22 protein-coding genes and 1 pseudogene are annotated in these 25,114 nt (G+C 69.1%); 11 read left to right on the top strand and 12 right to left on the bottom strand.

Going from position 1 to position 25,114, the window contains the following annotated elements; genetic code table 11:
* Window positions 1-70: 70 nt before the first annotated feature.
* Window positions 71-220 (bottom strand): annotated as a pseudogene (locus AVS7_RS23950) (ATP-binding protein); the annotation flags it as partial.
* 17 nt (window positions 221-237) lie between these two features.
* Here AVS7_RS23950 and AVS7_RS16175 point away from each other — a divergent pair.
* The 4 genes from AVS7_RS16175 to AVS7_RS16160 all read left to right on the top strand — a co-directional run bounded on the left by AVS7_RS16175 (window position 238) and on the right by AVS7_RS16160 (window position 3,922).
* Window positions 238-747 carry an IS3 family transposase gene (locus tag AVS7_RS16175; protein ID WP_024001699.1) on the top strand — a complete coding sequence of 170 codons (510 nt, stop codon included), beginning with the start codon at window positions 238-240 and terminating at the stop codon, window positions 745-747.
* 455 nt (window positions 748-1,202) lie between these two features.
* Window positions 1,203-1,583 (top strand): hypothetical protein, encoded by a 381-nt coding sequence (locus AVS7_RS24510; protein WP_024001697.1) that lies wholly within the window; start codon window positions 1,203-1,205, stop codon window positions 1,581-1,583.
* Between the two features lie 162 nt (window positions 1,584-1,745).
* On the top strand, window positions 1,746-2,924 hold the full coding sequence (locus AVS7_RS16165; protein ID WP_024001696.1) for a CHASE3 domain-containing protein: 1,179 nt from the start codon (window positions 1,746-1,748) through the stop codon (window positions 2,922-2,924).
* Window positions 2,825-3,922 (top strand): hybrid sensor histidine kinase/response regulator, encoded by a 1,098-nt coding sequence (locus AVS7_RS16160; protein WP_020229380.1) that lies wholly within the window; start codon window positions 2,825-2,827, stop codon window positions 3,920-3,922. The genes AVS7_RS16165 and AVS7_RS16160 overlap by 100 nt, the downstream gene beginning before the upstream one ends.
* On the opposite strand, the gene AVS7_RS16155 is transcribed toward AVS7_RS16160, so the two are convergent.
* On the bottom strand, window positions 3,913-4,272 hold the full coding sequence (locus AVS7_RS16155; RefSeq protein ID WP_020229379.1) for a response regulator: 360 nt from the start codon (window positions 4,270-4,272) through the stop codon (window positions 3,913-3,915). The genes AVS7_RS16160 and AVS7_RS16155 overlap by 10 nt on opposite strands.
* A 150-nt stretch (window positions 4,273-4,422) precedes the next feature.
* A complete protein-coding gene (alkB, locus tag AVS7_RS16150) occupies window positions 4,423-5,082 on the bottom strand; it encodes a DNA oxidative demethylase AlkB (protein ID WP_020229378.1) in 660 nt (219 codons plus the stop codon).
* A gap of 124 nt (window positions 5,083-5,206) precedes the next feature.
* On the opposite strand from alkB, the gene AVS7_RS16145 reads away from it, so the two are divergent.
* Complete coding sequence (locus tag AVS7_RS16145) at window positions 5,207-6,730, top strand: class I adenylate-forming enzyme family protein (RefSeq protein WP_020229377.1); 1,524 nt, start codon at window positions 5,207-5,209, stop codon at window positions 6,728-6,730.
* A gap of 30 nt (window positions 6,731-6,760) precedes the next feature.
* The gene (locus AVS7_RS16140) at window positions 6,761-7,429 is read left to right on the top strand and encodes a DsbA family oxidoreductase (RefSeq protein WP_020229376.1); all 669 of its coding nucleotides are present in this window, start codon (window positions 6,761-6,763) and stop codon (window positions 7,427-7,429) included.
* 12 nt (window positions 7,430-7,441) lie between these two features.
* On the opposite strand, the gene AVS7_RS16135 is transcribed toward AVS7_RS16140, so the two are convergent.
* The 4 genes from AVS7_RS16135 to cphA (AVS7_RS16120) form a co-directional block, all read right to left on the bottom strand.
* Window positions 7,442-9,874: a tetratricopeptide repeat protein gene (locus AVS7_RS16135; protein WP_020229375.1), complete on the bottom strand. Its 2,433-nt coding sequence runs from the start codon at window positions 9,872-9,874 to the stop codon at window positions 7,442-7,444.
* Window positions 9,875-9,926: 52 nt separating this feature from the next.
* Window positions 9,927-10,406: a CreA family protein gene (locus AVS7_RS16130; RefSeq protein ID WP_020229374.1), complete on the bottom strand. Its 480-nt coding sequence runs from the start codon at window positions 10,404-10,406 to the stop codon at window positions 9,927-9,929.
* Window positions 10,393-12,978 carry a cyanophycin synthetase gene (cphA, locus tag AVS7_RS16125; RefSeq protein ID WP_020229373.1) on the bottom strand — a complete coding sequence of 862 codons (2,586 nt, stop codon included), beginning with the start codon at window positions 12,976-12,978 and terminating at the stop codon, window positions 10,393-10,395. The genes AVS7_RS16130 and cphA (AVS7_RS16125) overlap by 14 nt, the downstream gene beginning before the upstream one ends.
* Window positions 12,979-13,049: 71 nt before the next feature.
* Window positions 13,050-15,221, bottom strand: a complete 2,172-nt coding sequence (cphA, locus tag AVS7_RS16120; protein ID WP_020229372.1) for a cyanophycin synthetase — start codon at window positions 15,219-15,221, stop codon at window positions 13,050-13,052.
* Window positions 15,222-15,450: 229 nt separating this feature from the next.
* Between cphA (AVS7_RS16120) and AVS7_RS16115 the strand changes: the two genes are divergently transcribed.
* From AVS7_RS16115 to AVS7_RS16105, 3 genes are all read left to right on the top strand, one after another.
* On the top strand, window positions 15,451-17,709 hold the full coding sequence (locus AVS7_RS16115; protein WP_024001695.1) for an ABC transporter transmembrane domain-containing protein: 2,259 nt from the start codon (window positions 15,451-15,453) through the stop codon (window positions 17,707-17,709).
* Window positions 17,706-18,176: a DUF1854 domain-containing protein gene (locus AVS7_RS16110; protein ID WP_020229370.1), complete on the top strand. Its 471-nt coding sequence runs from the start codon at window positions 17,706-17,708 to the stop codon at window positions 18,174-18,176. The genes AVS7_RS16115 and AVS7_RS16110 overlap by 4 nt, the downstream gene beginning before the upstream one ends.
* Window positions 18,177-18,361: 185 nt before the next feature.
* Window positions 18,362-18,823 (top strand): hypothetical protein, encoded by a 462-nt coding sequence (locus AVS7_RS16105; RefSeq protein ID WP_034691109.1) that lies wholly within the window; start codon window positions 18,362-18,364, stop codon window positions 18,821-18,823.
* A 72-nt stretch (window positions 18,824-18,895) separates the two neighbouring features.
* Here the strand turns inward: AVS7_RS16105 and AVS7_RS16100 are convergent, their stop codons facing one another.
* Genes AVS7_RS16100 through AVS7_RS16085 form a run of 4 tightly spaced genes read right to left on the bottom strand, consistent with a single transcriptional unit; the run spans window position 18,896 to window position 22,420 of the window.
* Complete coding sequence (locus tag AVS7_RS16100; protein WP_234450027.1) at window positions 18,896-19,222, bottom strand: EF-hand domain-containing protein; 327 nt, start codon at window positions 19,220-19,222, stop codon at window positions 18,896-18,898.
* A 31-nt stretch (window positions 19,223-19,253) separates the two neighbouring features.
* Entirely contained in the window at window positions 19,254-20,162 is a 909-nt protein-coding gene (locus AVS7_RS16095) for a 5'-nucleotidase (RefSeq protein ID WP_020229367.1), read from the bottom strand.
* Window positions 20,163-21,392, bottom strand: a complete 1,230-nt coding sequence (gene gspF, locus AVS7_RS16090) for a type II secretion system inner membrane protein GspF (protein ID WP_020229366.1) — start codon at window positions 21,390-21,392, stop codon at window positions 20,163-20,165.
* Between the two features lie 29 nt (window positions 21,393-21,421).
* Window positions 21,422-22,420 (bottom strand): LLM class flavin-dependent oxidoreductase, encoded by a 999-nt coding sequence (locus AVS7_RS16085; protein WP_024001693.1) that lies wholly within the window; start codon window positions 22,418-22,420, stop codon window positions 21,422-21,424.
* 190 nt (window positions 22,421-22,610) lie between these two features.
* On the opposite strand from AVS7_RS16085, the gene AVS7_RS16080 reads away from it, so the two are divergent.
* Together AVS7_RS16080 and AVS7_RS16075 are read left to right on the top strand one after the other, a co-directional pair.
* Entirely contained in the window at window positions 22,611-23,123 is a 513-nt protein-coding gene (locus AVS7_RS16080) for a CZB domain-containing protein (protein WP_020229364.1), read from the top strand.
* A 35-nt stretch (window positions 23,124-23,158) separates the two neighbouring features.
* The gene (locus tag AVS7_RS16075) at window positions 23,159-23,527 is read left to right on the top strand and encodes a tRNA-binding protein (RefSeq protein ID WP_020229363.1); all 369 of its coding nucleotides are present in this window, start codon (window positions 23,159-23,161) and stop codon (window positions 23,525-23,527) included.
* 99 nt (window positions 23,528-23,626) lie between these two features.
* Here AVS7_RS16075 and AVS7_RS16070 read toward each other — a convergent pair whose 3' ends face one another.
* On the bottom strand, window positions 23,627-25,015 hold the full coding sequence (locus AVS7_RS16070) for a GspE/PulE family protein (protein WP_020229362.1): 1,389 nt from the start codon (window positions 25,013-25,015) through the stop codon (window positions 23,627-23,629).
* Between the last annotated feature and the right edge of the window lie 99 nt (window positions 25,016-25,114).

Below are 25,114 nucleotides of genomic sequence, written 5' to 3'. Positions count from 1 at the left end.
AAACCGATCATGCGCGCACCACGGCCAGCACCGCCTTGAGTTGCTCGGTATCCACTGGGCCGCGCAGACGGATGTGGGTCTTGCCCGTACCCGGGCCACCCACCAACACCACGTTGTTGGCGTTCTCCAAGAATTCGCAGCGGTGCAGCTGGCGTACCAGGGCTTCGTTCACCTCGCTGTGGCTGAAGTCGAAGCCTGCCAGGTCCCGGTACGCGGGGAATCCAGGCCTTGCCCTCGGTGGCCAAGGCGCCAGACGAGCGCTGGGCCACGGACCTGTGCCGGGTATGGACGGGGCGTGATGGCTGGGCTTCGCTGGCCCTGGTGATCGACTGCTACAGCCGTGAGCTGCTGGGCTGGCACCTCAGCCGCAGCGGCCGATCCAAAACCGCTGAGGCAGCCTTGGAGCAGGCGTTGATCGCTCGCTACGGCTGCCTGGGCAAGGTCAGGCATCCGTTCTTGCTGAGGTCCGACAACGGCCTGGTATTCACCAGCCGCAGCTACACGACCTTGGTCAAAAGCTACGGCCTGCAGCAGGAGTTCATCACCCCGTACAGCCCGGAGCAAAACGGCATGGTCGAGCGTGTGATCCGCACGCTCAAGGACCAATGCGTACACCGCCACCGGTTCGAAACCCTGCAACACGCCAGCCGTGTGATCGCAGACTGGATCGGCTGGTACAACCACCGGCGCCCTCACCAGGCGCTGGGTATGAAGACCCCCGCTGAGGCTTATGCTTTAGCGGCCTGATCTGTGCAGAAACCGCTGGGTCAATACAGGGCGGCGGCAAAGCTATCGCTTCGTTCCGTCCCGACGGACTATATTTGCGACGGTGCAAGGTCCACCTTCTGTTTGGAAATTTCCGACGAACTTTCGCGCAATGCGCAAGTGTCGAGAAATCAACAACTAATGAGCGATGATCTCGACGAACTTTATTTGTCGGAGTCACGCGCGCGCAGCCGCCGCGCGAAGCGCCCAGGTTGCGCGGCTTGGACGCCGCTCACTTCGCGCAGCGAAGTTATGCGGCGGCACAAATCTAGGAGCCTGGCCAAGAGAGTGACCGTGGAGTGAGGTGCCATGGGACGCATGCGCGGCCCTCCGTCCTACAGCAGCGGCTGCGGCGCCTTTCTACGATGCACTCACCTGACGGGCGTGGCATGCGGATTGGCTGCTTTCCATGCCCGGCATGGCAAGAGGAGTCGTTCATGGCCGCAACCGATGCATTCACCAGCGGCGCCCATTGCGGGCGCGAAGCGGTACGGGCGCCGTCACGCGCCGGCCGCTGCGAGGCATCGGCCTATCGGCGCGCCGTAGCGTTGCTGCCCTGCGCGTGCTGTGGCGTCATGGGCTACAGCGAATGCGTGGACACGCGCTACAGCGACGGCGGCTCCCCGCTTCATACCATTCCCCTGTGCGCCGACCGGCTGGGCCAGCGGGGATGCCGCACCCTGCTGGCTTCGGGCGTTCTGCAAAGCGAAGTGATGGGCTGCGAGATCATTCCCCAATGGATCGCGGACACGCGCAGCAAGCTGCTGTCCACGCGCCTGTGGAATGGCACGGTGCCCGAGGACATGGCTATGCCATAGCCCGTTCTTGCACGTGGCGCACAGGGGGAAAATCGCCCTGGATGGTCGCGTCCTACATGCAGTGGCCTGTAGGTGCCCCTATCATCGCGCGGCATCATTTACTTTGGGTCACGAATGGTTCCCTCCGCACCAGACACCTCGGGCCCGCGCGCCCTTGCCAGCATGCCCGCACGCCAGCTCCTCGGCTTCGTGCTGGCCGCCACCGCCGCCTTGCTGATCGCCGTGCTCGCCTACCGCTCCAGCGACGAGCGCGCCACGATGGTGGACAGCATCAATTCCACGGTGGATGGTCTGCTGCAGGTGCAACTGGTATGGGCGTATTTGAAGAACGCCGAGTCGAGCCAGCGCGGCTATATGCTGACCGGGGATGAGCAGCGCCTGGACCTGTACACCGCGGCGCAGGCGGCGTTGCCGGTGGAACTGGAGAAGCTACAGCGCTTTGCGGGGCACGACCCGATGCAGCGCAGGCGCCTGGACCAACTGCAGGGGCTGGCCAGGCAGAAGATGGCCGAGCTGAACCGCATGATCGCCCTGCAGCGCGAAGGACGGCGGGACGAGGCGCTGTCGGTACTGCGCGGCGAAGGGAACGCCACCATGGACACCATGCGCGGCCTCGTGCGCGAAATGCAGAACGCCGAGCGCCAGGAACTGGCCGACCGCCGCCGCGCGTGGGAGGACGCTTTTGGCCTGTCGGCCTATATCACCTGGGGCAGCACGGCCGTGCTGCTGCTGCTGATCTGTGCCTCGGCCGTGATGGCCTACGCCGAGCACCGCTCGCGCGAGGTGGAGAACTGGATCAAGGGCAGCCTTGTCGGATTGGGGCTGCGGCTGCAAGGGGAGCAGCGCGTGCACGAGCTGGCCGCCGCCGTGGTGGAGTTCCTGGCCACGCGGCTGGATGCGAAGGTGGGCGCCATGTACGTGACGCAAGGCCACGGCGTCTTCGAGCGCATGGCGGGCTACGCCCTGGCGCCGGATGCCGGGCCCGCTTCCATCCGCGCGGGCGAGGGGCTGGCGGGGCAGGCGCTCCAGGCCCGCGCCCTGCAGCACGTGCGCAACGTGCCCGCGGGCTACCTGCCCGTGACGTCCGGCACGGGGCGGGCCAGCCCGGCGGAGCTGGTGGTGGTGCCGGTGGTGCTGAGCGGCGTGGCGCTGGCGGTGGTGGAGCTGGGGCTTTTCCGCCAGCTGCGTGCGGAGGAGCTGGATTCGCGCTCTCCAGCGTGCTGGAGCCCACGGGAGCGAAGGTGGAGATCGCCCGCAACGGCCGTGAGGCCGTCGAAGCCCTGGAGCGTGCCGCGCAGCCCGGCGGGCAGCCGGTGGATCTGGTGCTCATGGACATCATGATGCCGGAGATGGACGGCTTCGCCGCCATGGCCGAGATCCGCAAGCGCGCCGAATGGCGCCGGCTGCCCGAGATGAACGGCTTCGAGCTGGCCGAGTTGCTGCGCGGCAGCGAGCGCACGCGCCACGTGCCGCTGATCTTCATGACGGCCGGCTCGCGCGACCAGCAGTGGCAGTTCAAGGGCTACGAGACGGGCGCGGTGGACTTCCTCTACAAGCCCATCGACCCGCACATGCTGGTGAACAAGGCCAAGGTGTTCTTCGACCTGCAGCGCCAGAAGCACGCCCTGGCGCGCGAGCTGCGCGAGCGCACCGAGGCGCTCTACATCAACGAGATGTTCATGGCCGTGCTCAGCCACGACCTGCGCGGCCCCCTGAGCGCCATCATGGCGTGCGCCGCGCTGCTGCAGCGCCCGCAGGAGCAGGACAAGGTGCAGTCCCTGGCGGACCGGATGCAGATCGCGGGCCGGCGCATGGGCCGCATGATCGAGGACCTGCTGGACGTGACCCGCGCGCGCCAGCATGGCGGCCTGGCCATGGCGCCGGGCGAGGTGGACCTGGGTGCGCAGGCGCAGCGCGCGTTGCAGGAAGTGCATGCGGCCCACCCGCAGCGGCAGGTGCGCATGCGGCAGGAGGGCGATCTGTGCGGGCTGTGGGACGGCGAGCGCCTCGGCCAGGTGCTGGCCAACCTGCTGGGCAATGCCATGCACCACGGCGCGCCGCAGCATCCCGTGGAGCTGCACCTGGATGGCACCGACACTTGCGTGGTCAGGATCCGCGTCACCAACGGCGGGGAAATTCCCGCCGAACTGCAGCCCCGGCTGTTCGAGCCGTTCCGCGGCCGCCAGAGCACTCCCGACCAGCACCAGGGGCTGGGTCTGGGCCTGTTCATCGTGCAGCAGATCGTGCTGGCCCACGGCGGGCAGGTACAGGCCTGTTCGGAGGACGGAAGCACCTGCTTCCAGGTGACGCTGCCGCGCCGCGCTTGCAATCAGGCCTGAAGGGCGGCCTGGATGGAGTCCAGCAGCTCCTCCAGCTCCTCGATCTCGAAAGGCTTGAGCAGGGCCCGCACGCAGGGGCCCAGGCTGTCCAGCGGCTGGGAGAACTCGTACCCCGAGCACAGCACCACCCAGCGCTGCGGATCGTCGGCCAGCAGGCGGCGGCACAGGTCGGTGCCGGACAGGCCGGGCAGGCTCACGTCGGTGACCACCAGGTCGAAGGGTTGCGCCGCGTCGTGCTGCAGCGCTTCCTCGGCGGTGGCGCAGGTGGTGACGGTGCGGCCATCGCCTTCCATCAGCAGGGCGATGGTGTCTCGCAGCTCGTGGCTGTCTTCGACGTACAGAATGCGCAAATGTGTTCCCTTGGACGAAAAGAGGGGGCAGCAGGCCATTGTGCAGGCATGCGGCCTATCCCCACGTAGGACAGCGTGCCGTCCGCCGCCTGCATTTTGGGTCAAAAAATGGCTCTGGCGCTTTCTAAGAAAGCGCAGGCAGCTCCTCTTTCAATAGCGCGCCTTGCGCAGCGTGAGGTTGATGCGCCAGGGCCCAGTGGCCGGGTGCTCGCCCGCCTCGACCGGCAGCACGCCGTGGAAGCGCAGGCGGTCCACGCCACCCCATACGACCACGTCGCCGTGGTGCAGCAGCACGCGCTCGGGGCGCTCGGCGCGCGTGGCGCCGCCCCAGAGGAACACGGCCGGCAGGCCCAGCGAGACGGAGACGATGGGGGCGTCCATGTCCTGCTCGTCGCGGTCCTGGTGCAGCGACAGGCGGGTGCCGGGCGCGTAGCGGTTGACCAAGCAGGCGTCCGGCACGAAGTGCGCGAAGCCGGCTTGCAGTGCCGCCGCCTGCGCCATGGCCAGGAAGGCTGGCGGCAGCGCGGGCCACGGCCGGCCGGTGAGCGGGTCGTGCGCCTCGTAGCGGTAGCCCCGCCGGTCGCTCACCCACGACAGAGGCCCGCAGCCCGTGGTGGCCACCGACAGCGCGTGGCCGCTCGGCGTGGCCATGCGGCGCCAGGGCGCCTGCTGCGCGACCGCGTGCACGCCCTCCAGCAGTGCGGCCGCCTGCGCGAGCGCGAAGCCGCGCAGCAGCACGGCCTGTGGCCCCAGGGAGAGGGCGGCGGGCCGGGCGGGGTCGTCGGCGAACAGGTCCGGTGCGGTGTGCATGCCGTGAGTTTGAAGCAAAAAGGGCCTGCAGCGCTTATCCACCGAGCGCAAGCAGCTATTGTTATGAGAGCGGACGGCCGTGCCGCCGCCTGCTTATAGTGCAGGGCAGGAGACGACGACAGCGATGAACATTTCCCACCTGCTGCGGCGCAGCGCCCAGGTTTTTCCCAGCCGACCGGCGCTGCTGGCCGGCGAGCGCGTGCTGCACGACTACCGCCAGCTTGCCGCCCGCGTGGCGGCCTTGGCCGGCCACCTGCGCACGCGCTGCGGCGTGGCGCCGGGCGACCGCGTGGCCATCTTCTCGGCCAACTGCCCGCAGTACCTGGAGGCGCTGCATGCCATCCACTGGGCCGGCGCGGTGTCGGTGCCCGTCAACTACAAGCTGCATGCGCGCGAGCTGGCCTACGTGCTGGAGCACAGCGGTGCGCACGCCGTGTGCGTGTCCGGCGCGCTGCGCGATGCGGCGCTGGCCGCCGGCGCCGCGCCCGCCACGCTGCAGGAGCTGGGCAGCGACGCCTGGGAGCAGGCCGCGCAGGGCCCGGCGCTGGAGATGCACGCCTGCGCGCCGCAGGACGTGGCCTCGCTCTTCTACACCTCCGGCACCACGGGCCGGCCCAAGGGCGTGATGCAGACCCACCGCAATCTGTTGGCCATGACCATGGCCTATTTCACCGACGTGGACGACGTCCACCCGGACGACGCCATGGTCTACGCTGCCCCCATGTCGCACGGCGCGGGCCTGTACAACTACGCCCACATGCTGCGCGGCGCGCGCCACGTGGTGCCCGAATCCGGCGGCTTCGACCCGGCCGAGCTGGTGCGGCTCGCGGCCAGCGTGGGGCGGCTGTCGTTCTTCGCCGCGCCCACCATGGTGCATCGCCTGGTGGAACACGTGCGGCGCGCGGGCGCCGCCGCGGACGGCTTCAAGACCATCGTCTACGGCGGCGGCCCCATGTACGTGGAGGACCTGCGCCGCGCACTGGACACCCTGGGCCAGAAGTTCGTGCAGATCTACGGCCAGGGCGAGAGCCCCATGACCATCACCGCCTTGGCGCGCGCGCATTTGGCCGACACCGCCCACCCGCGCTGGGCCGAGCGCATCGCCTCGGTGGGCGTGGCGCATGCCTGCGTGGAAGTGCGCGTGGTGGATGCCGAGGACCGGCCCGTGCCCGCCGGGGAACCGGGCGAGGTGGTGGTGCGCGGCGAAACGGTGATGGCAGGCTACTGGGCCAACGAAGAGGCCACCGCCGCCACGCTGCGCGGCGGCTGGCTGCATACGGGCGATGTGGGCAGCCTGGACGCGGACGGCTTCCTCACCCTGCGCGACCGCTCCAAGGACGTGATCATCTCCGGCGGCTCCAACATCTACCCGCGCGAGGTGGAAGAGGTGCTGCTGCTGCACCCGCACGTGAGCGAGGCCGCCGTGGTCGGCCAGCGCGACGCGGAATGGGGCGAGGTGGTGGTTGCCTTCCTCGTCGCGGGCGAGGGCGGTGCGGTGGACGACGCGGCGCTGGACGCGCTGTGCCTGGACCACATCGCGCGCTTCAAGCGCCCCAAGGAATACCGGTGGGTCCCGGCGCTGCCCAAGAACAGCTATGGCAAGGTGCTCAAGACCGAGCTGCGCGCATGGCTGCAGGCCGAAGGCTAGGATGGGCGCTTTGCGCGCAGGAGCCTTGCGATGACCGCCAACACGCCCATCCCCCTCCGGATCGATTTCGTCTCCGACGTGTCCTGCCCCTGGTGCGCCATCGGCCTGCACGCGCTGGAGCAGGCGGCCGCGCGGCTGGCGCAGGAGGTGGCGCTGGACGTGCACTTCCAGCCCTTCGAGCTGAACCCGGACATGGGCCCCGAAGGGCAGGACATCGGCGAGCACCTGATGCAGAAGTACGGAGCCACGCCCGAGCAGTCGCAGCAGACCCGGGAGGCGATTGCGGCACGCGGGGCGCAGCTCGGCTTCACCTTCCGTATGGACAGGCGCGGCCGCATCTACAACACCTTCGATGCCCACCGCCTGCTGCACTGGCTGGAGGCGGAGGGCACCCCGGCGCAGCAGAGCGCGCTGAAGCATGCGCTGTTCAAGGCCTATTTCACCGACGGCGAGAACCCCGGCGACCGGGCCGTGCTGCTGCGCCTGGTGCGCGAACTGGGGCTGGACGAGGCACGCGCCGGCGCGGTGCTGGCGTCGGACACCTACGCCCATGAGGTGCGCGAGCGCGAGGCGCACTACCAGAGCCATGGCATCCACTCGGTGCCGGCGGTCATCGTGAACCAGCGCCACCTGATCCAGGGCGGCCAGCCGGTCGAGGTGTTCGAGCAGGCCCTGCGCCGCATCGCGGCGCAGGATTGACCGTGTATCAGGCTATGCCTTTATTTCCATCGCAGCGGGTGCCAGCCCTTGGCAGTAGCGCTCATGCATGGCGATGTAGGCTGACTCCATATGCCGTGTGAACTGTACGCCGTCGAACAGCGGGCTGCGGAGCCGCTGATGATCCAGCTTGTCGCGGATGGCGCGTAGTGAGCCGGGGTCTTGTGCCAGTGCGATGGCCTTGGCTTCAAAGTCGGCCGGGGTGTGGGTAATCAATTCGGGCAGGCCAATGGCGGTCAGAAGGCTCGCAGCGACCCTGCTGGCGAAAGACTGCCCCGTGCGGGTCAGCACGGGAAGACCTGCCCACAACGCATCGCTGGCGGTCGTATGGGCGTTATAGGGGAAGGTGTCGATGAACAGGTCGGCCAGACGGTAGCGGGCCAGATGCTCCTCCAAGGGCATGTATTCGGCAAAGACCAGCCGCATGCCATCCACGCCACGGGCTTCGGCCTCTTTGCGCAGGTTTTGCATGGCCGGCGTGTTGCTCTGCAGCAGCCATAGAACGCTGCCATCGACGTTGCGCAGCAGACGCATCCAGGCGTCGAAAGTCGCGGGAAGGATCTTGTTGCTGCTGTTGAAGCAACAGAAGACGAAGGCCTGCTGCGGCAGGCCCAGCTCCTGCCGTTCGAAAACGCGGCTGGAAATGGCGCGCTGGCTGTCGTTGACCTGGTAGCTGTGGGGTAGATAGATGACCTTTTCGGTGTAGTGGGCCTGCTGGCTCTCGGGGATGACGGTCTCGTCCGCGATGACGTAGTCGATGAAATCTGCCCCGGTTGTGCCTGGATACCCCAGGTAGCTCACCTGTAGTGGCGCGCAACGTGCGGCGAAAATGCCGAAGCGGGCATCCGTGGTGAACCCCTTGAGGTCCACGGCAACGTCAATGCCCAGTGACCGGGACAGTGCGGCTATCTCCTCGTCGCTCTTGCCACGTACTTCGATGAAATGGTCGAGCTTGCGCGTGATGCGCTCCAGCATCCGGCTGGCAGCCTGCGCGGGGCCGAAGGAAAAAGCGTAAATTTCGAATCTCTCGGTGTCGTGGCTCTCGAAGAGTTCCGCCATCAGGAAGGTCGTTGCATGGTCGTGGAAATCGGCGGAGTAATACCCGATCTTGATCTTGCCTGTGCCATGGGATTTTGGAGACAGCGTGGCCGCTGGCTTCCATTTGCTGGCGAAATTGCTCGCTGCGATCAAGTGCAGCGCAGGATCGTCAATGAGGCTGAGCAAGGAAAACGCGAGTTCTGCAGGCTTGCCTGGCTGGATTTCTTCGCGGATGCGTTGAACACTCCCATCGAAATCCGTCCAGTCGCACACCATCATCCGGCAATACTGCCGGGCAAGCATCGTATCGAAACGACCGCTTTCCGTGCAGCGCTGCATGCTCTGGAGCGCATCAGCGTAGCGTTTCAGCGCCATTTCTGATGTGGCCTTGAAGAAATAGGCGGACTCCAGTAACGGATTGATCTGAAGGGCGCGGTCGTAGTTCGCAAGGGCGTCCTCATGCCGCCACTGGCATGCCAGCAGGTGGCCGCCGGCTACATAGGCATCGGCCAGTTGCGGGTCGGCCGATAGCGCCGCTTCGATGGTCCTGTGCGCGGCTTCGTATTCGCGGAGATCAACCAAGCAGTTGGCATAGCTGAGCAGGATCTGTGCGGCGTGGGGCTTGAGCGCCGCCGCGCGTTCGTGCCAGGGCTTGGCCTCCCCGGGATTGCCGAGCCCATGCAGGGCCTGTCCTTTGGCGCTGAAGGCTTCCGCATAGTTCGGGTGGGATGAGATGGCGCGATCAAGGGCTTGCAGGGCATCGCCATAGTTTCTGGTTTCTATCAGGGCGGTGCCCATGTTGTAGTGCGCCTTGGGAAACGCAGGCGCGATGGACAATGCCTTGCGGTAGCTCTCCAGCGCATCCGGGTAGTGACGTAGTTGCGCCAGTGCGATGCCTCGATTGGTCCAGACCTCGGCGGTGCCATGTCCCGTGGAGATCAGACGGTCGAACTGATCGACCGCCTCTTGGGACCGCTTGGCTTGGACAAGGATGGCCCCACGATTGACCTGCGCCTCCACCAGATCGGGTTGGAGGGCCAGCGCCTTTGCGATGCTGTCCAGGGCGTTGTCGTACTTGTGCTGGCCCGACTGTGCAAGGGCCAGGTTGATATAGGGGGTAGCTGTGTTCGGCTGTGCTCCGATGGCCTGGGAAATCAGCCGCTCGGCATCGGCGTGCCTGCCGCCCTGCAGCATCAGGACGCCGAGCAGATGGAGGCAGGAAAAGTTGCCGGGCTGCAGGGCCAATATCCGTTCATAGGCGGCGCCGGCCTGTGCCCATTGGCCAGCGCGGTGCAGAGCGACTGCACGCTGCAATTCGGCGGCCAGGTCTGCTGGCCGGGCGGACTGGGTGAAAAGCTGGGATGCCTGCGTTTTCTTGGAGGAGGCCATGGGGCTGGATTCTGCGGTTTCGGAAGAATCCGGCGATTGTGTCAAACGGGGGCTATTTGACCGGAATCGGTGTGCCGCGCCCCACGGGCACGGCCGTCACGCTGTTCTGCGGCGAGCCTTCGATCACGCGGTCGGAATACGTCATGTAGACGAGCGCGTTGCGCTTCGCGTCCACCATGCGCACCACGCGCAGGCGCTTGAAGAGCAGCGAGGTGCGCTCGGTGAACACTTCTTCCTGCTGCGGCAGCGGCTGCGGTATCTGGAGGGCGCCGGTCTGCACGCAGGCGATCGAGGCCTCGGACTTGTCTTCCGCCAGCCCCAGCCCGCCCTTGATGCCGCCGGTCTTGGCGCGCGAGACGTAGCAGGTCACGCCCTGCACCTTGGGATCGTCGTAGGCATCGACCACGATCTTGTGGTCGGGGCCGATGAACTTGAACACCGTGTCCACGGCGCCCACCTGCTCGGCGCGCGCGCCGCAGGCGGCCAGAAGCAGGGCGCAGGTGGCGCCGGCGATGCCTTCAAGCCGCCGCATGCTGCTCTCCGCTCACGTGGCGGTGCAGGTGCGCGAGCGCCTCCTCCACCTGGTCCACCAGCACCAGGCACAGGTCGCCGGGCGCCAGGCGCGCCAGCGCGTGGTCGATGGCGGCGAACTCGCCGTGGATCTCGGTCACGTAGCGGGTGCGCGGCGCGCCCTGCAGGCCCTTTTGCAGCAGGGCCAGCACCTCGCCGTCGGCGCGGCCGCGCTGGCACGCGTCCTGGTAGAGGATCACGTCGTCGAAGGCGCGGCCCAGGATCAGGGTCTGCTCGGTGATGTCCTGGTCGCGGCGGTCGCCCGCGCCGCTGATGACCACGCTGCGGCGCTGGCCGGGCATGGCGTCCACGGCCTGCACCAGGGCGCGGATGGCGTCGGGGTTGTGGCCGTAGTCGGCGATCAGCGTGGCGCCGCGGTAGTCCATGACGTTGAAGCGACCGGGCGCGTTGTCGCTGTCGTTCACGAAGCCGGCCAGTCCGCGGCGGATGGTCTGCCACGGCAGGCCGACGCCCCAGGCGGCGGCGATGGAGGCCATGGCGTTCTCGACCTGGAAGCCGATGGTGCCGCCGCGCGTCAGGGGAATGTCGCGCAGCGGGATGCTCTCGCGCCACGAGCCTTCGGCGGCGACGATGTGGCCCTCGTCCACGTAGACCACGCGGGCGCCTTGCGCGCGGTGCGTGGCCATGACGGGGTGGTGGCGGTCGGCGGCGAAGAAGATCACCTTGCCGGGGCAGCTCGCCGCCATGGCGGCCACGTGCGGGTCGGCGGCGTTGAGCACGGCGTAGCCGTCCTGCGCGACGTTCTGCACGATGACGCGCTTCAAGACGGCCACGTCCTCCACGGTGTGGATGAAGTTCAGCCCCAGGTGGTCGCCCTCGCCCACGTTGGTGACCACGGCCACCTGCGCGCGGTCGAAGCCCAGGCCTTCGCGCAGCAGGCCGCCGCGTGCGCATTCGAGCACGGCGGCATCGGTCTCGGGGTGGGCCAGCGCGTTGCGCGCGCTCTTGGGGCCGGAGCAGTCGCCGCTGTCGATCTGGCGGCCGTTGACGTACACGCCGTCGGTGTTGGTCATGGCCGTGCGCCAGCCGTGCGCGGTGAACAGGTGCGCGATCAGGCGCGTGGTGGTGGTCTTGCCGTTGGTGCCGGTGACGGCCACGAGCGGGATGCGCCCGTCCTGCCCCGGCGGGAACAGCGCGTCCACCATGGGCACGCCCACGTTGCGCGGGCGGCCGAACGAGGGCGCCAGGTGCATGCGCAGGCCGGGCGCGGCGTTCACCTCGACGATGCCGCCGCTTTGCTCCTCCAGCGGGCGCAGCATGGTCTCGCAGACCACGTCCACGCCGCAGATGTGCAGGCCGATGGTCTGCGCGGCCTCCACGGCGCGCGCGGCGATTTCGGGGTGCACGTCGTCGGTCACGTCGGTGGCGCTGCCGCCGGTGGAGAGGTTGGCGTTGTTGCGCAGCACCACGCGCTGGCCCTGGGCGGGCACGGATTCGGGCGTGAGGCCCTCGGCGGCGATGCGCGCGACGGCGATGTCGTCCAGCCGCACCTTGGTGAGCGCCGTGCCGTGGCCGCTGCCGCGGCGCGGGTCCTGGTTGACGATGTTCACCAGCTGCGAAATAGTGTGCAGGCCGTCGCCCAGCACCTGCGGCGGCTCGCGTCGCGCGGCGGCCACGAGCTGGTTGCCCACCACGAGCAGGCGGAAGTCGTGGCCGGGCAGGAAGCGCTCGACCATGATCTCGTCACCGAATTCGCTGGCGGTCTTGTAGGCGGCCTCGAGCTGTTCGCGCGTGGTGATGTTGACCACCACGCCCTTGCCCTGGTTGCCGTCCTGCGGCTTCACGACCACGGGCAGGCCGACTTCCTCGGCCACCTTCCAGGCGTCTTCCACGTCCGTGACGGGGCGGCCCAGCGGCACCGGCACGCCGGCGGCATGCAGCAGGCGCTTGGTCAGGTCCTTGTCCTGTGCGATGGATTCGGCCACGGCGCTGGTCGCGTCCAGCTCGGCGGCCTGGATGCGGCGCGCCTTGGAGCCCCAGCCGAGCTGCACCAGCGAGCCGCTCGTCAGCCGCCGGAACGGGATGCCGCGCGCCACGGCCGCGTCGACGATGGCGCCGGTGGAGGGGCCGATGCGCTCGTCCTCGTCCAGCTCGCGCAGCTGGGCGACCACGGCGTCGGCGTCGAAGGGCGTATCGGCCAGCGCGGCCTGCACCAGCTTCTCGGCTTGTTCCATGGCCTGGTGGCCCACGGCCTCCTCGGTGTATTCGACCACCACCTGGTAGGTGCCCGCCTCCACGGTTTCGTGCGTGCGGCTGAAGGTGACCGGGCAGCCGGCCTGCGCCTGCAGTGCCAGGGCCGCCACTTCCAGCACGTGGGCCAGCGTCAGGCGCTGGTCGGCGCCGTGGGGCTGCAGCGCGCCGATCTGCGGGAAGCGCGCGCGCAGGCGGTCCTCGAAGCCGGGCAGGGCGGCGTAGTCGCACTCGCCAGGCGCGCAGTGCACCACGGCCTCGATGGCGGTGCTGCGGGTCCAGAGGTTGGGGCCGCGCAGGGCGCGGATGCGGGTGATCTGCATGGGGTTCTCTTTATGAGTCAAATAGGCCTCTAGCGCTTATCCATCAATCGGTGGCAGCTATGTTTTTTGAATCAGGCGCCCGTGTACTCGAAGGTCTTGATGCCCGCGGCGATCAGGTCGGGGGCGATGTCCATGGACCAGGCGGCCGCGATCGCCGCGAGCAGCGCCGGCGTGTCGGGCTGCCGGCCGGCAGGCTGCAGCGCGGCCAGCGTGCCCAGCACGCGCTCGCTGGCGCCGGTTGCCAGCACCACCTGCTCGCCGCGCACGAACACCGCGCGGCCTTCACCCTCGCCTCGGTGGGTGGAGATGGCGGGGTTGTCGGCCTGGGCGGAATACAGCAGCACCTCGCCGTCGCACAGGCGTGCGAGGTCGGCCACCTGCGCGATGTCGGCGTTGAGCACGCCCGCGCCTTCGTCCAGCACTACGTCGATCTGGGTACGCAGCACGCGCGTCATCTGCGCCTGCTCGCGCACGTCGTGGTCGGCCAGGGGTTCCCAGCCGTCCATGTCGGTCACCACGCCGACCAGGCAGCGGTCGTAGGCCAGCCCTTCCTCGAGGATGGAGCGGGCCGTGGTCTGGATCACGGCGGCCTGGGCCAGGCGGTTGGTCAGCAGGCGGTGGGCGCCGGCCCAGTTGGCGGTGTCGTGCTTCTGGGTCTGGCGGTTGGCTAGGAACATGCCTTCGCTGCTGGCCACGCCGGTGAGCTTGCCCGACAGCTGCAGCAGCCAGCCCACCAGCCGGGCGGTGAAGGCGTTGCCGCGCGTGCCGGCGATGCCCACCAGGGGGATGCGGCCCGCGCCGGCGGCGTCGTCGGTGCGCGGGAACAGGTGGTCCACGATGGCCATGCCCACGGGGCGCGGCGCGCCGCTGGTGGGCTTGAGGTGCATGAGCAGGCCGGGGCCGGCGTTCACTTCGAGGATGGCGCCGCCCTGTTCCTTCATGGGCCTGGAGACGTCCTGCAGGATCATGTCCATGCCCGCGATGTCCAGGCCGACGATCTTGGCGGCGAGCTGGGCGTAGTAGGCCACGTCGGGGTGCACCTCGTCCGTGCAGTCGATGGCCATGTTGCCGTTGCGCTGCAGCAGGATGCTGCGGCCCTGCGGGATCACCGAGTCGGGTGTGACGCCCTGGCGGCGCAGCTCCAGCGTGACGGCGCCGGACTCCAGCTTGATCCAGTCCAGCGGGTATTCCTGCTCGGGGCCGCGGCGCGGGTCCTGGTTGAGCACCTCCACCAGCTCGCGCAGCGTGGAGCGGCCGTTGCCGTGCACGCTCACCGTCTCGCCCTTGGTGGCGGCCACCACCTTGCCGCCCACCACCAGGATGCGGTGCTCCACGCCGTCGATGAACTTCTCGACGATCACGTCCGAGCCCTCGGGCGCGGCCAGGGCGAAGGCGGCCTTGATGTCGGCCTCCTTGGACAGCTCCAGCGTCACGCCGCGCGCGTGGTTGCCGTCCGAGGGCTTCACCGTGATGGGGAAACCGATGTCCTGCGCCACCTCCCAGGCCTCCTCGGGCGATGCCACGATCTGCCCCTCGGGCACAGGCACGCCGCAGGCGGTCAGCAGGCGCTTGGTGAAATCCTTGTCCTGCGCGATGCCCTCGGCGATGGCGCTGGTCTGGTCGCTCTCGGCCGTCCAGATGCGGCGCTGTGCGGCGCCGTAGCCGAGCTGCACCAGGTTGCCGTCGTTCAGGCGGATGTGCGGGATGCGGCGCTCGCCGGCCGCGTCCACGATGCAGCCGGTGCTCGGGCCCAGGTAGCGGTCGTTGATCTCGGTCTTGATGGCCTGGATGGCGGGCTTCAGGTCGAACGGCTCGTCGTTGATGGCCGCCATGATGAGCCGGTGGCCCCAGGCCAGGGCGGTGCGCGCCACGGTTTCCTCGGGGCAGCGGAACACCATGCGGTAGACGCCGCGCTGGGAGATCTCGCGCGTCTGGCCGAATTCGGCGGGCATGCCGGCGAGGTTCAGCAGCTCGATGATGATGTGCTCCAGCACGTGGCCCATCCAGGTGCCGCCCTCCAGCCGCTGGATGAAACCGCCGCGCTCGCCCACGCCGCAGTGGTGCTCGATCAGGTTGGGCAGCCAGGCCGTCAGGCGCTGGTTGAAGCCGGGCAGCTTGTTCGACGGGTAGTCCTCCAGCTCGCCCAGGTCCAGCCAGACCTCCAGGATGGGGCGGTAGGTCCATACGCTGGGGCCGCGCAGGTAGGTGGCGCGCAGGAGTTGGATGTCTTTGAATTTCGCCATGGAATGCAGCGTGGAGAGTCGGAAGGCCGGGCGCCGCGCGCCGCTGGCCGGGGGTGACGGAGATTGTGCGCTCAGATGGAAGGCTGCGCAGTGTCAGCGGAGGGCGGCATGCGCGCGTTACAAGGCGATGCGCAGGCGGCGGGACGGAGGCTGGAGGTGTCCATCACAATCGGCCCATGCGCGCGGGCGCCGCCGGGCAGGGCCGGGCGGCGCATATGACCCAAACAACATGCAACATCACCATTCCGTGGACGCCTCAGGTGTCTTGTCCGGCCCCCTGGGGGCCGGCCTGCGAGCGGCGCTCGCTTCCGACGAAAACGTGCAGGCCGCCTTCGAGGTTGACCTGACCCCCGACCTGCGCTTCGCCCCCGGCCTGCTGGCCGTCACCGACCGCCGCCTCATCGCCTGGGGCGCCGAGGGCGCGCAGGGCGAATGGCCGGTCGCCCCCGGCATGCAGCTGCGCATGGCCGACCACGGCGGCGTAGGCACGCTGGCGCTGCACGACGCCGACCGGCGCCTGGCGCTGTGGCGCTTCACGCTGGGGCACCACCCCCAGGCGCTGCTGCTGGCGCAGGCGTTCGAGCGCCAGGTCGAGCGCCTGGACAGCCCCCACGCCCTGGCCGCACCCGCCGAGGACGACACGCCGCGCTGCCCCGCCTGCCAAACGCCCCTGCCACCCGACAGCGACGAATGCCCGGCCTGCGCGCGCCAGCAGGCGCCGCACACCTCCACCTGGGTGCTGCTGCGCCTGTGGCGGTTCGCGCGGCCGTACAAGAAGCAGCTCGCGGCAGGCTTCGGGCTCACGCTGGCCTCCACGGCCGCCTCGCTCGTGCCGCCGTACATGACGATCCCGCTCATGGACGAGATCCTCATCCCCTACCAGAGCGGCACGCCCATTCCCACCGAGCGGGCGGCCCTGTACCTGGGCGGCCTGCTGCTGGCGGCGCTGCTGGCCTGGGGGCTGGGGTGGGCGCGCACTTACATCCTGGCATTGGTGTCCGAGCGCATCGGCGCCGACCTGCGTACGACCACTTACGAGCACCTGATGCGCCTGTCGCTGGACTATTTCGGCAGCAAGCGCACGGGCGACCTGATGGCGCGCATCGGCTCCGAAACGGACCGCATCAACGTCTTTCTCTCGCTCAACGCGCTCGATTTCGCCACCGACGTGCTCATGATCGTGATGACGTCGGTGATTCTCTTCTCCATCAACCCGTGGCTGGCGCTGGTCACGCTGGTGCCGCTGCCTTTCATCGCGTGGCTGATCCACACCGTGCGCGACAAGCTGCGCACCGGCTTCGAGAAGATCGACCGCGTCTGGAGCGAGGTGACCAATGTGCTGGCCGACACCATCCCCGGCATCCGCGTGGTGAAGGCCTTCGCGCAGGAAAAGCGCGAGGCCGACCGCTTCCGCGCCGCCAACCAGCACAACCTGGAGGTGAACGACCGGCTCAACAAGACCTGGAGCCTGTTCGCCCCCACCGTCTCGCTGATGACCGAGGTCGGCCTGCTCGTCGTCTGGGGCTTCGGCATCTGGCTCGTGGCCCAGAACCAGATCACTGTGGGCGTGCTCGCGGCGTTCATTGCCTACATCGGCCGGTTCTACACCCGGCTCGACTCCATGAGCCGCATCGTCTCCGTCACGCAGAAGGCGGCGGCGGGGGCCAAGCGCATCTTCGACATCCTGGACCACGTGAGCAACGTGCCCGATCCGGTGAACCCGGTGAAGGTGGAGCGCGTGCAGGGCGCCATCGAGATGCGGGCGTTAAGTTTCCGCTACGGCAGCCGCACGGTGATCCGCAACCTGTCGCTCGACATACGCCCGGGCGAGATGATCGGCCTCGTGGGCCACAGCGGCTCGGGCAAGAGCACGCTGGTCAACCTCATCAGCCGCTTCTACGACGTGAGCGACGGCGCCATCCTGGTGGACGGCGTGGACATCCGCCGCATGGCCGTGGCGGACTTCCGCCGCCACATCGGCCTGGTGCTGCAGGAGCCCTTCCTGTTCTTCGGCACCATCGCCGAGAACATCGCCTACGGCAAGCCCGACGCCACGCGCGAGGAAATCGTGGCCGCCGCGCGCGCCGCGCACGCGCACGAATTCATCCTGCGCCTGCCGCACGGCTACGACAGCCTGGTGGGCGAGCGCGGCCAGGGCCTGTCGGGCGGCGAGCGCCAGCGCATCAGCATTGCGCGTGCGCTGCTCATCGATCCGCGCATCCTGATCCTCGACGAGGCCACCTCGGCCGTGGACACCGAGACCGAGAAGGAAATCCAGAAGGCGCTGGACAACCTCGTCAAGGGCCGCACCACCATCGCCATCGCCCACCGCCTGTCCACGCTGCGCAAGGCCGACCGCCTGGTCGTCATGGACCGCGGCGAGATCGTCGAGGTCGGACCGCACGACGCCCTCATGGAACAGCAGGGCGCCTACTGGCGCCTCTACGAAGCCCAGGCCCGCCGCGCCGAAGAGGAGGCCCACCTGTGACCGATACCTTGAACCTTTCGCGCAATCCGCACGGCCGCGTGGTGCTGCGCCTGGAAGATGGCACCGAGCACGTGGGCGTGACCCCCGTACGCGCCTTTCCCATCGCCGCGCCGGCCGAGGGCCTGTCGCTCGTCGGCGCCGACGGCCACGAACTGGCCTGGGTGCCGCACCTGGACCGGCTCGGCGCTGCCGCGCGCGCCCTGATCGAGGACGAGCTGGCCGCACGCGAGTTCGTGCCCACCATCGCGCGCATCCGCTCCGTATCGAGCTTCTCCACGCCCAGCACCTGGCAGGTGGACACCGACCGCGGGCCGGCGCAGCTCGTGCTCAAGGGCGAGGAGGACATCCGGCGCCTGGGCGGGCGCACCCACCTGCTCATCGCCGCCACCGACGGCCTGCAGTTCCGCGTGCCCGACGTGACCGCGCTGGACCGCCATTCGCGCAAGCTGCTGGAGCGGTTTCTATAGCGCCTGGCGCAGGCGTGGCGGGCGCTGGAGGGGAAATGGAAGGTCAGGCACAAACTAGGTGAAAACCCTTAATTTGTGACAATCGGTTGATCTGACCTCAATTCACCCTTCTTTTTGCCGTAATGAATGTACGACGAGGCGGTAGCTGTAGCTGCCGCATTGGGCATTCACCGAGGACCATTGCCATGCAACTGCCACCTGTAGACCGTTCGCCATCCTTCCAGTGGCGTCCCCAGGGCGCTGACTTGTATTCCACTGGTGCCTCGGGCGCCGTGCCGGTGCGGCCCGTGCACGCGTCCAACCCCGTCGAGTCGGTGGACCGGCTGGGCGAGGGCGCCGCCCTGCGCGGGCAGGACAAGCCCCGCGAGCCGGACAAACCTTCCGCGCCGGACGAGGAAAACCGCGACTGGACCCTGGCCGAGGCCAAGAAGGAAGCGCCCAAGGAGCCCGAGGAGCCGCCCAAGGAGCCCATTTCCAAGCAACTGCTGGAGTTCATCCAGTCCATGTGGCGCGCCAGCGGCAGCGCGGTGGAATTGGCCCAGGACATCAACAAGACCACGCTGCAGGAACGCCTGGCCCAGCAGGTGCGCAACGACCAGCCGCTGACCTACTCCGATCCCAAGGTCAAGCGCACGGGCGGGCTGTGAAGCGGGCGCTTCTATTTTGATAGCTGCTTGCGCTTGCCTGGTAAGCGCTGAAGCCGATTTTTATTATGAAAATCAGGGTGGCGATCCACCCTCCCGCGCCTTCGCCTCGGCCCGGGCGCGGTCCCGCTCGGCGCGGTACTTGACCGCGAAGGCGCGCACCTCCTCCAGCGTCACGTAGCCGTCGCGGTTGGTATCGGCGTCGTCGAAAGCTGCCGCGAGCCGGGGCACGATGGCCACCTCGGCACGGCTGAGCTTGCCGTCGCCATTGAAATCCAGCATGTGGAATTCGCGGATCGCCTTGGCCTCGCCCTTGGAGACTGGCGCGTTCGCGGAGGCCGTCTGGGCGTGCAGGGGCGCCGCGGCCAGCAGGGCCAGGAGCAGGGAAATGGGTGCTTTCATCATGGGATGGAGCCTGTATGCGCCCAAGGGTTCACGCCGCCGGGTTGGCGATGCCGCTGCTCACGTGGCCCGCGGGCACATGGCGCGCGGCGGAGGTGACGTGGCCTGTCTGGTCGTCGAAGAAGAAGTCGGGCTCGAACTCGCGCAGGAACGGGCCTTTTTCCAGCCCGCCGAGGAACATCGCCTCATCTACCGTGATGCCCCAGTCCAGCAGCGTGCGCACGGCGCGTTCGTGGGCCGGTGCGCTGCGCGCGGTGACCAGGGCGGTGCGTATGCGCATGGTCTGCGAGGCATCCGCCTGCTGCTGCAGCCGGTGCAGCGCGGCCAGCAGGGGCTTGAACGGCCCTTCGGCCAGCGGCGTGGCGGCGTGCGAGACCTCATGGTGCAGGAAGGCGGGCAGCCCGCCCTGCTGGTAGACGCGCTCGGCCTCGTCGGAGAACAGCACGGCGTCGCCGTCGAAGGCGATGCGCACTTCCTGCGGGTAGCGGTCGCCAGCGGGCGTGGAGTCGGTCATCACCCGCGCGGCCGGAAAGCCGATGGACAGCGCCTGCCGCACGTCCGCCTCGTTGGCCGACAGGAACAGGTGCGCGCCCAGCGGGCGCAGATAAGAGAACGGATCGCGCCCTCGTGTGAACACGCCGCGCTCGATGTGCATGCCCGCCGCCTTGGCCGATGCGAACACGCGCATGCCGCTGGCCGGGTCGTTGCGCGAGAGCATGACCACCTCCACGCGCTGTGCCTCGGCGGTGTTGAAGGCCAGGAGCTTTCTCACCAGCGGAAAGGCGATGCCCGGCCGCGCAGGCTGGTGCACCAGTTCGAGCTGGCGGCGCATGTAGGCCTCTTCGTCGCCCGCCTCGAACAGGCGGTTCTCCTCCTCGAAGTCGAACAGCGCGCGCGAGGAGATCGCGACGACGAGCTTGTCGTCCAGGGTGGGGGCCATCTACTTGACGAACTGGTTGAGCTGGATGATGGGCTGGAGCACGGCGAGCACGATGAGCATGACGATGAGCCCCATGCCCACGATGAGCAGCGGCTCCAGGATGGTGGCCATCTGCATGGCGCGGCGCTGCACCTCGTTGCCGAGCTGGGTGGCGGCGCGCTCCAGCATCTGCGGCAGGCGCCCGGTCTGCTCGCCCAGGCGGGCGAACATGGCGACCAGGCCGGGGAAGCGCTTCTTCTGCGCCAGGGCCGAGGCCAGCGGTGCGCCCTCGCGCACCAGGGCCAGCGCTTCCAGCGCGTCGGCGCGCAGGGCGCGGTTGTTCAGCGTCTCGGCCGCGGCCTGCAGCGCCTTGAGGATGGGAACGCCCGCGCCCGCCAGCATGGCCAGCGTGCCGGCGAAGCGCGCCGCGTTGTAGCCGCGCGCGAGCTTGCCCACCAGCGGCAGGCGCAGCCACCAGCCGTCGAACTTTTCACGGAAGGCGGGGCGGGCCAGCGCCACCCGGGCGCTGGCGGCGGCCACGGCCAGCGCGCCCAGCACCGCCCAGCCATAGCCGCGCACGAAGTCGCTGATCGCCAGCATGGCCACCGTGAGGAAGGGCAGCGCGCGCTTGGTGCCCGCGAACACGCTGGCCACTTGCGGCACCACGTAGCCCACGAGGAACAGCACGATGACGATGGCCACCACGGTGACGATGGCCGGGTAGAGCGCCGCGCCGATGACCTTGGCGCGCAGCGCCTGGCGCGCCTCCAGGTCGTCCGCCAGGCTCTCGAGCACCTGGTCCAGGCCGCCGCTGGCCTCGCCCGCGCCGACCACGGCCACGTAGATGGGGGAGAACTCGCGCGGGTGCTGCGCCAGCGCGCGCGCGAAGCTGGCGCCGCCGTTGACCTCGGCGCGCAGCGCGGCCACCAGGTGGCGCTGTGCGTCGCCCTCGGCCTCCTCGGCCAGCGCGCTGAGCGCGCGCTCCAGCGGCAGGCCCGAGCCCACCAGGCCCGCGAGCTGGCGCGTCCAGACCGCCAGGCCCGTGGCGTTGAACGCGGGGCGCGTGAACAGCCGTTGCGCCAGCGTGGGCGCGGCGCCGCCTTCCGCGCCGGGCGACAGCGCCTCCACGTCCAGCGGCACCAGCGCCTGCGCGCGCAGCAGGCTGCGCGCGGCCTTGGGGCTGTCGGCGTCCAGCGTGCCGCGGCGCACGTGGCCCTCGGCGTCCAGGGCTTCGAAGGAAAAGGCGGGCATGGGTGTGGGCGGTGGCGCGAAACCGCTGATTATGTGGCGGCCTGCGCGGCGATCTCCAGCGAGCGCAGGCGCAGGTCGGGGTCGAACACGTCGCTGACCAGCATGAACTCGTCCGCGCGCGTGGCTTCGGCCAGCGCGGCCAGGCCGTCGCGCACCGTCTGCGGGCCGCCGACCACGCCCACGGCCAGGAAGTCGGCGATGGCCGCGCGCTCCTGGTAGGCCAGGCCCTCCAGGTAATGCTCCACGGGCGGGCGCAGCAGCCCGCGCTGCCCGGTGACGATGCCCAGCACGCGCTGATAGGTGCTGCTGGCCAGGTATTCGGCCTCGGCATCGGTGGGTGCGGCGATCAGCGGCACGCCGATCACCACGTAGGGCTTGGGGCAGGCGGCCGAAGGGCGGAACAGCCGGCGGTACAAATCGATGGCCGCGTGCAGCATGCGCGGCGCGAAGTGCGAGGCGAACGCGTAGGGCAGCCCGCGCTCGGCCGCGAGCTGGGCGGAAAACAGGCTGGAGCCCAGCAGCCAGATCGGCACCTGCGTGCCCGCACCGGGCATGGCGACGAGGCGCTGGCCCGGCTGCACCGGGCCCAGCAGGTGCTGCAGTTCGGCCACGTCGCGGGGAAAGTCGGCCTCGGTCTCCACGCGGTCGCGGCGCAGCGCGCGCATGGTGGGGCCGTCGGTGCCGGGCGCGCGGCCCAGGCCCAGGTCGATGCGGCCGGGGTAGAGCTCGGCCAGGGTGCCGAAGGCCTCGGCCACCACCAGCGGCGCGTGGTTGGGCAGCATGACGCCGCCCGAGCCCACGCGGATGGTGCGCGTGGCGCCGGCGATGTGGCCCACGAGCACGGCGGTGGCCGAGCTGGCGATGCCCGGCATGTTGTGGTGCTCCGCCAGCCAGTAGCGCTGGAAGCCCAGCGCTTCCACGTGCTGGGCCGTGCGCGCGGCGATCTGGAGGGCCTGGGCGACCGTGCCGCCTTCGCGGACGGCCACCAGATCGAGCATCGAGAGCGGGGGCAGGGAATGTGCGGTCATGGCCGGATTGTGGGCGGCGCGCCGTGACCCGTGCAGGCGGGCGGGTATGAATTGTTGACAGTACGGCCCATGCTGGATAGTTCGATCTAATCAATAATCGTTTTCCATTGAAATTACAGTAAGAAACACGATGTTGCCTGTGTCACGCTCTCGTTCGGTGAATTCAGGCATTCAGGGAAGAGGGGTGCGTATGGGCTTTTTCAGCCGTTTGTTTCAGCCCCGGGCCGACGGAGCACCGCCGCCCGAGGATTGGACGTCCCTGCCCGAAGGCCAGGCCAGCGAACTGGTGCTCTTCGACGAAGAAGCCCACCGGCTCGTGGCGCAATTCGACATCGACGCCGCCATCGTGACCCACGAGCGCTGGCTGCCCTGGCTGGGCGAGGTGCTGCGCGGCGCGCGCGACGAGCGCCTGCGCCCCGAGGTGGTCGCCGAAGACACCTGCTCCGAACTGGGCCAGTGGCTGCACGGCAGCGGCCGCGCGGCGCTGGGGCATTTCCCCGCGTTCGACATGCTCATGCGGCGCCACCGCTATTTCCACCAGCAGGCCGCGGCGCTCATCGCGCACGCCGAGGCAGGCGAGAACCCGCAGGCCGAGCAGGCCTTCAAGAGCTGCCAGCACGCACCGCGCCAGGTGGTGCTGCTGCTCAAGGAACTGCAGCGCGGGCTGGTGCGCAAGCAGCGCGCGGCCGGCCGACTGCAGTAGCCGCTCGACATTCGGTAGCGCCCGGCGGGCGCACCATGGCGGGCATGCAAGCCAGCCCCGAAACCCTGCCCACGGTCACGTTCGACGATTTCCTGAAGGTGGAGATGCGCGTGGGCCGCATCGTGGCCGCCGAGGTGTTCGCCCAGGCGCGCAAGCCGGCCTACCTGCTGCAGGTGGACTTCGGCCCCGCGCTCGGGCTGCGCAAGTCCAGCGCGCAGATCACCGCCCTGTACCGGCCCGAGGAACTGGTGGGCCGGCTGGTGGTGGCGGTGGTGAATTTCCCCAAGAAGCAGATCGGCCCCATCCGTTCGGAATGCCTGGTGATGGGCTTTGCCGATGCGAACGGCGACGTGGCGCTGTGCGTGCCCGACCGCGAAGTGCCGCTGGGCGCACGCCTGTTCTGATTCAAAAACAGGAGCTGCCGGCGCTTGCCAATTCAAGGTTTCAGATGGTTTCCATGCTGAAACTGAGGAGCAGCAAGCGCAGGCAGCTCTCTTTTTCGATCAATCCCGCGTGACGCGCAGCACTTCCTCGCGGCTGGTGATGCCCTGCGCGATCAGCCGCTCGCCATCGTCGCGCATCAGCGTCATGCCGCCGGCCAGGGCTTGGGCGCGTACGTCGGCCTCGGCCGCCTGGTTGTGGATCTGGGCGCGGATGGCATCCTGGACCACCAGCAACTCGAACACGCCGGTGCGGCCCGCATAGCCCGTGTGGCCGCAGTGCTCGCAGCCCGCGCCGTGGCACTGGGTGCAGAACTTGCGCACCAGCCGCTGGGCCAGCACGCCGAGCAGCGAGGAGGACAGCAGGAACGGCTCCACCCCCATGTCGGTCAGGCGCGTGATGGCGCTGGCCGCGTCGTTGGTGTGCAGCGTGGCCAGCACGAGGTGGCCGGTGAGCGAGGCCTGGATGGCGATCTGCGCGGTCTCGAAGTCGCGGATCTCGCCGATCATGATCACGTCCGGATCCTGGCGCAGGATGGCGCGCAGCGCCTTCGCGAAGGTCAGGTCGATCTTGCTGTTGACCTGCGTCTGGCCCACGCCGGGCAGCTCGTATTCGATGGGGTCTTCCACCGTCATGATGTTGCTGCGCGTCGCGTCCAGCCGCGCCAGCGCCGCGTAGAGCGTTGTGGTCTTGCCCGAGCCCGTGGGCCCGGTCACGAGGATGATGCCGTGCGGCTGGGCGATGAGCTGCTCGAAGCGCGCCAGCGCGCCGCCCTGCATGCCCACCGACTCCAGGCTCAGCTTGCTCTCGCTCTTGTCGAGCAGGCGCAGCACCGCGCGTTCGCCGTGCGCGTTGGGCAGGGTGGAGACGCGCACGTCGATGGCTCTTGTCCCCAGGCGCAGGCTGATGCGGCCGTCCTGCGGCAGGCGCTTCTCGGAGATGTCGAGGTCGGCCATGATCTTCAGGCGCGAGATCAGGGCCGCGTGCAGCGCGCGGTTGGGCTGCACCACCTCGCGCAGCGTGCCGTCCACGCGGAAGCGCACGCTCGAATGGCGCTCGTAGGGCTCGATGTGGATGTCGCTCGCGCCGTCGCGCACGGCCTGCGTGAGCAGGGCGTTGAGCATGCGGATGATGGGCGCGTCGCCCGCCGATTCCAGCAGGTCTTCCACGGCGGGCAGCTCCTGCATCATGCGCGAGAGGTCGGCACCTTCCTCGACCTCGCTCACCACCGTGGCCGCGCTCGATTCGCTCTGCGAGTAGGCGGCGCTGATGCGCTGCGCCAGCTGCGGCGCATCGAGCGGCACGAAGCGCTGCACGGCGTGCTTGCGCAGCACCTCGGACAGGGCGGCCGCGTCGGGCACGGGGCCGTGCCACAGCACGAGCTGCTGGCCGTCGTCCTCCAGCAGCAGCTGGCTCGACCGCGCGAAGGCGTAGGGCAGCGGGTGGCGCATCACTGCAGCCCGCCCGCTTCGCCGCCCACCAGGGGCTCGGCGGCGGGGCGGGGCGGGGCGGGCGGGGGCGCGGGCACCACGGGGGCCAGCGGCGCGGGC

It is taken from the genome of Acidovorax sp. MR-S7 (genome assembly GCF_000400995.2).
Classification (GTDB): Bacteria; Pseudomonadota; Gammaproteobacteria; order Burkholderiales; family Burkholderiaceae_C; genus MR-S7.
This window is presented reverse-complemented; position numbering and strand designations above follow the sequence as displayed.

Coding starts and splice junctions, on each gene's coding strand:
- AVS7_RS24510 (WP_024001697.1), top strand. CDS start 1,203: ATGGCCGCAACCGATGCATTCACCAGCGGCGCCCATTGCGGGCGCGAA.
- AVS7_RS16165 (WP_024001696.1), top strand. CDS start 1,746: ATGCCCGCACGCCAGCTCCTCGGCTTCGTGCTGGCCGCCACCGCCGCC.
- alkB (WP_020229378.1), bottom strand. CDS start 5,082: ATGCACACCGCACCGGACCTGTTCGCCGACGACCCCGCCCGGCCCGCC.
- AVS7_RS16145 (WP_020229377.1), top strand. CDS start 5,207: ATGAACATTTCCCACCTGCTGCGGCGCAGCGCCCAGGTTTTTCCCAGC.
- AVS7_RS16140 (WP_020229376.1), top strand. CDS start 6,761: ATGACCGCCAACACGCCCATCCCCCTCCGGATCGATTTCGTCTCCGAC.
- AVS7_RS16135 (WP_020229375.1), bottom strand. CDS start 9,874: ATGGCCTCCTCCAAGAAAACGCAGGCATCCCAGCTTTTCACCCAGTCC.
- AVS7_RS16130 (WP_020229374.1), bottom strand. CDS start 10,406: ATGCGGCGGCTTGAAGGCATCGCCGGCGCCACCTGCGCCCTGCTTCTG.
- cphA (WP_020229373.1), bottom strand. CDS start 12,978: ATGCAGATCACCCGCATCCGCGCCCTGCGCGGCCCCAACCTCTGGACC.
- cphA (WP_020229372.1), bottom strand. CDS start 15,221: ATGGCGAAATTCAAAGACATCCAACTCCTGCGCGCCACCTACCTGCGC.
- AVS7_RS16115 (WP_024001695.1), top strand. CDS start 15,451: ATGCAACATCACCATTCCGTGGACGCCTCAGGTGTCTTGTCCGGCCCC.
- AVS7_RS16105 (WP_034691109.1), top strand. CDS start 18,362: ATGCAACTGCCACCTGTAGACCGTTCGCCATCCTTCCAGTGGCGTCCC.
- AVS7_RS16100 (WP_234450027.1), bottom strand. CDS start 19,222: ATGAAAGCACCCATTTCCCTGCTCCTGGCCCTGCTGGCCGCGGCGCCC.
- AVS7_RS16095 (WP_020229367.1), bottom strand. CDS start 20,162: ATGGCCCCCACCCTGGACGACAAGCTCGTCGTCGCGATCTCCTCGCGC.
- gspF (WP_020229366.1), bottom strand. CDS start 21,392: ATGCCCGCCTTTTCCTTCGAAGCCCTGGACGCCGAGGGCCACGTGCGC.
- AVS7_RS16085 (WP_024001693.1), bottom strand. CDS start 22,420: ATGACCGCACATTCCCTGCCCCCGCTCTCGATGCTCGATCTGGTGGCC.
- AVS7_RS16080 (WP_020229364.1), top strand. CDS start 22,611: ATGGGCTTTTTCAGCCGTTTGTTTCAGCCCCGGGCCGACGGAGCACCG.
- AVS7_RS16075 (WP_020229363.1), top strand. CDS start 23,159: ATGGCGGGCATGCAAGCCAGCCCCGAAACCCTGCCCACGGTCACGTTC.
- AVS7_RS16070 (WP_020229362.1), bottom strand. CDS start 25,015: ATGCGCCACCCGCTGCCCTACGCCTTCGCGCGGTCGAGCCAGCTGCTG.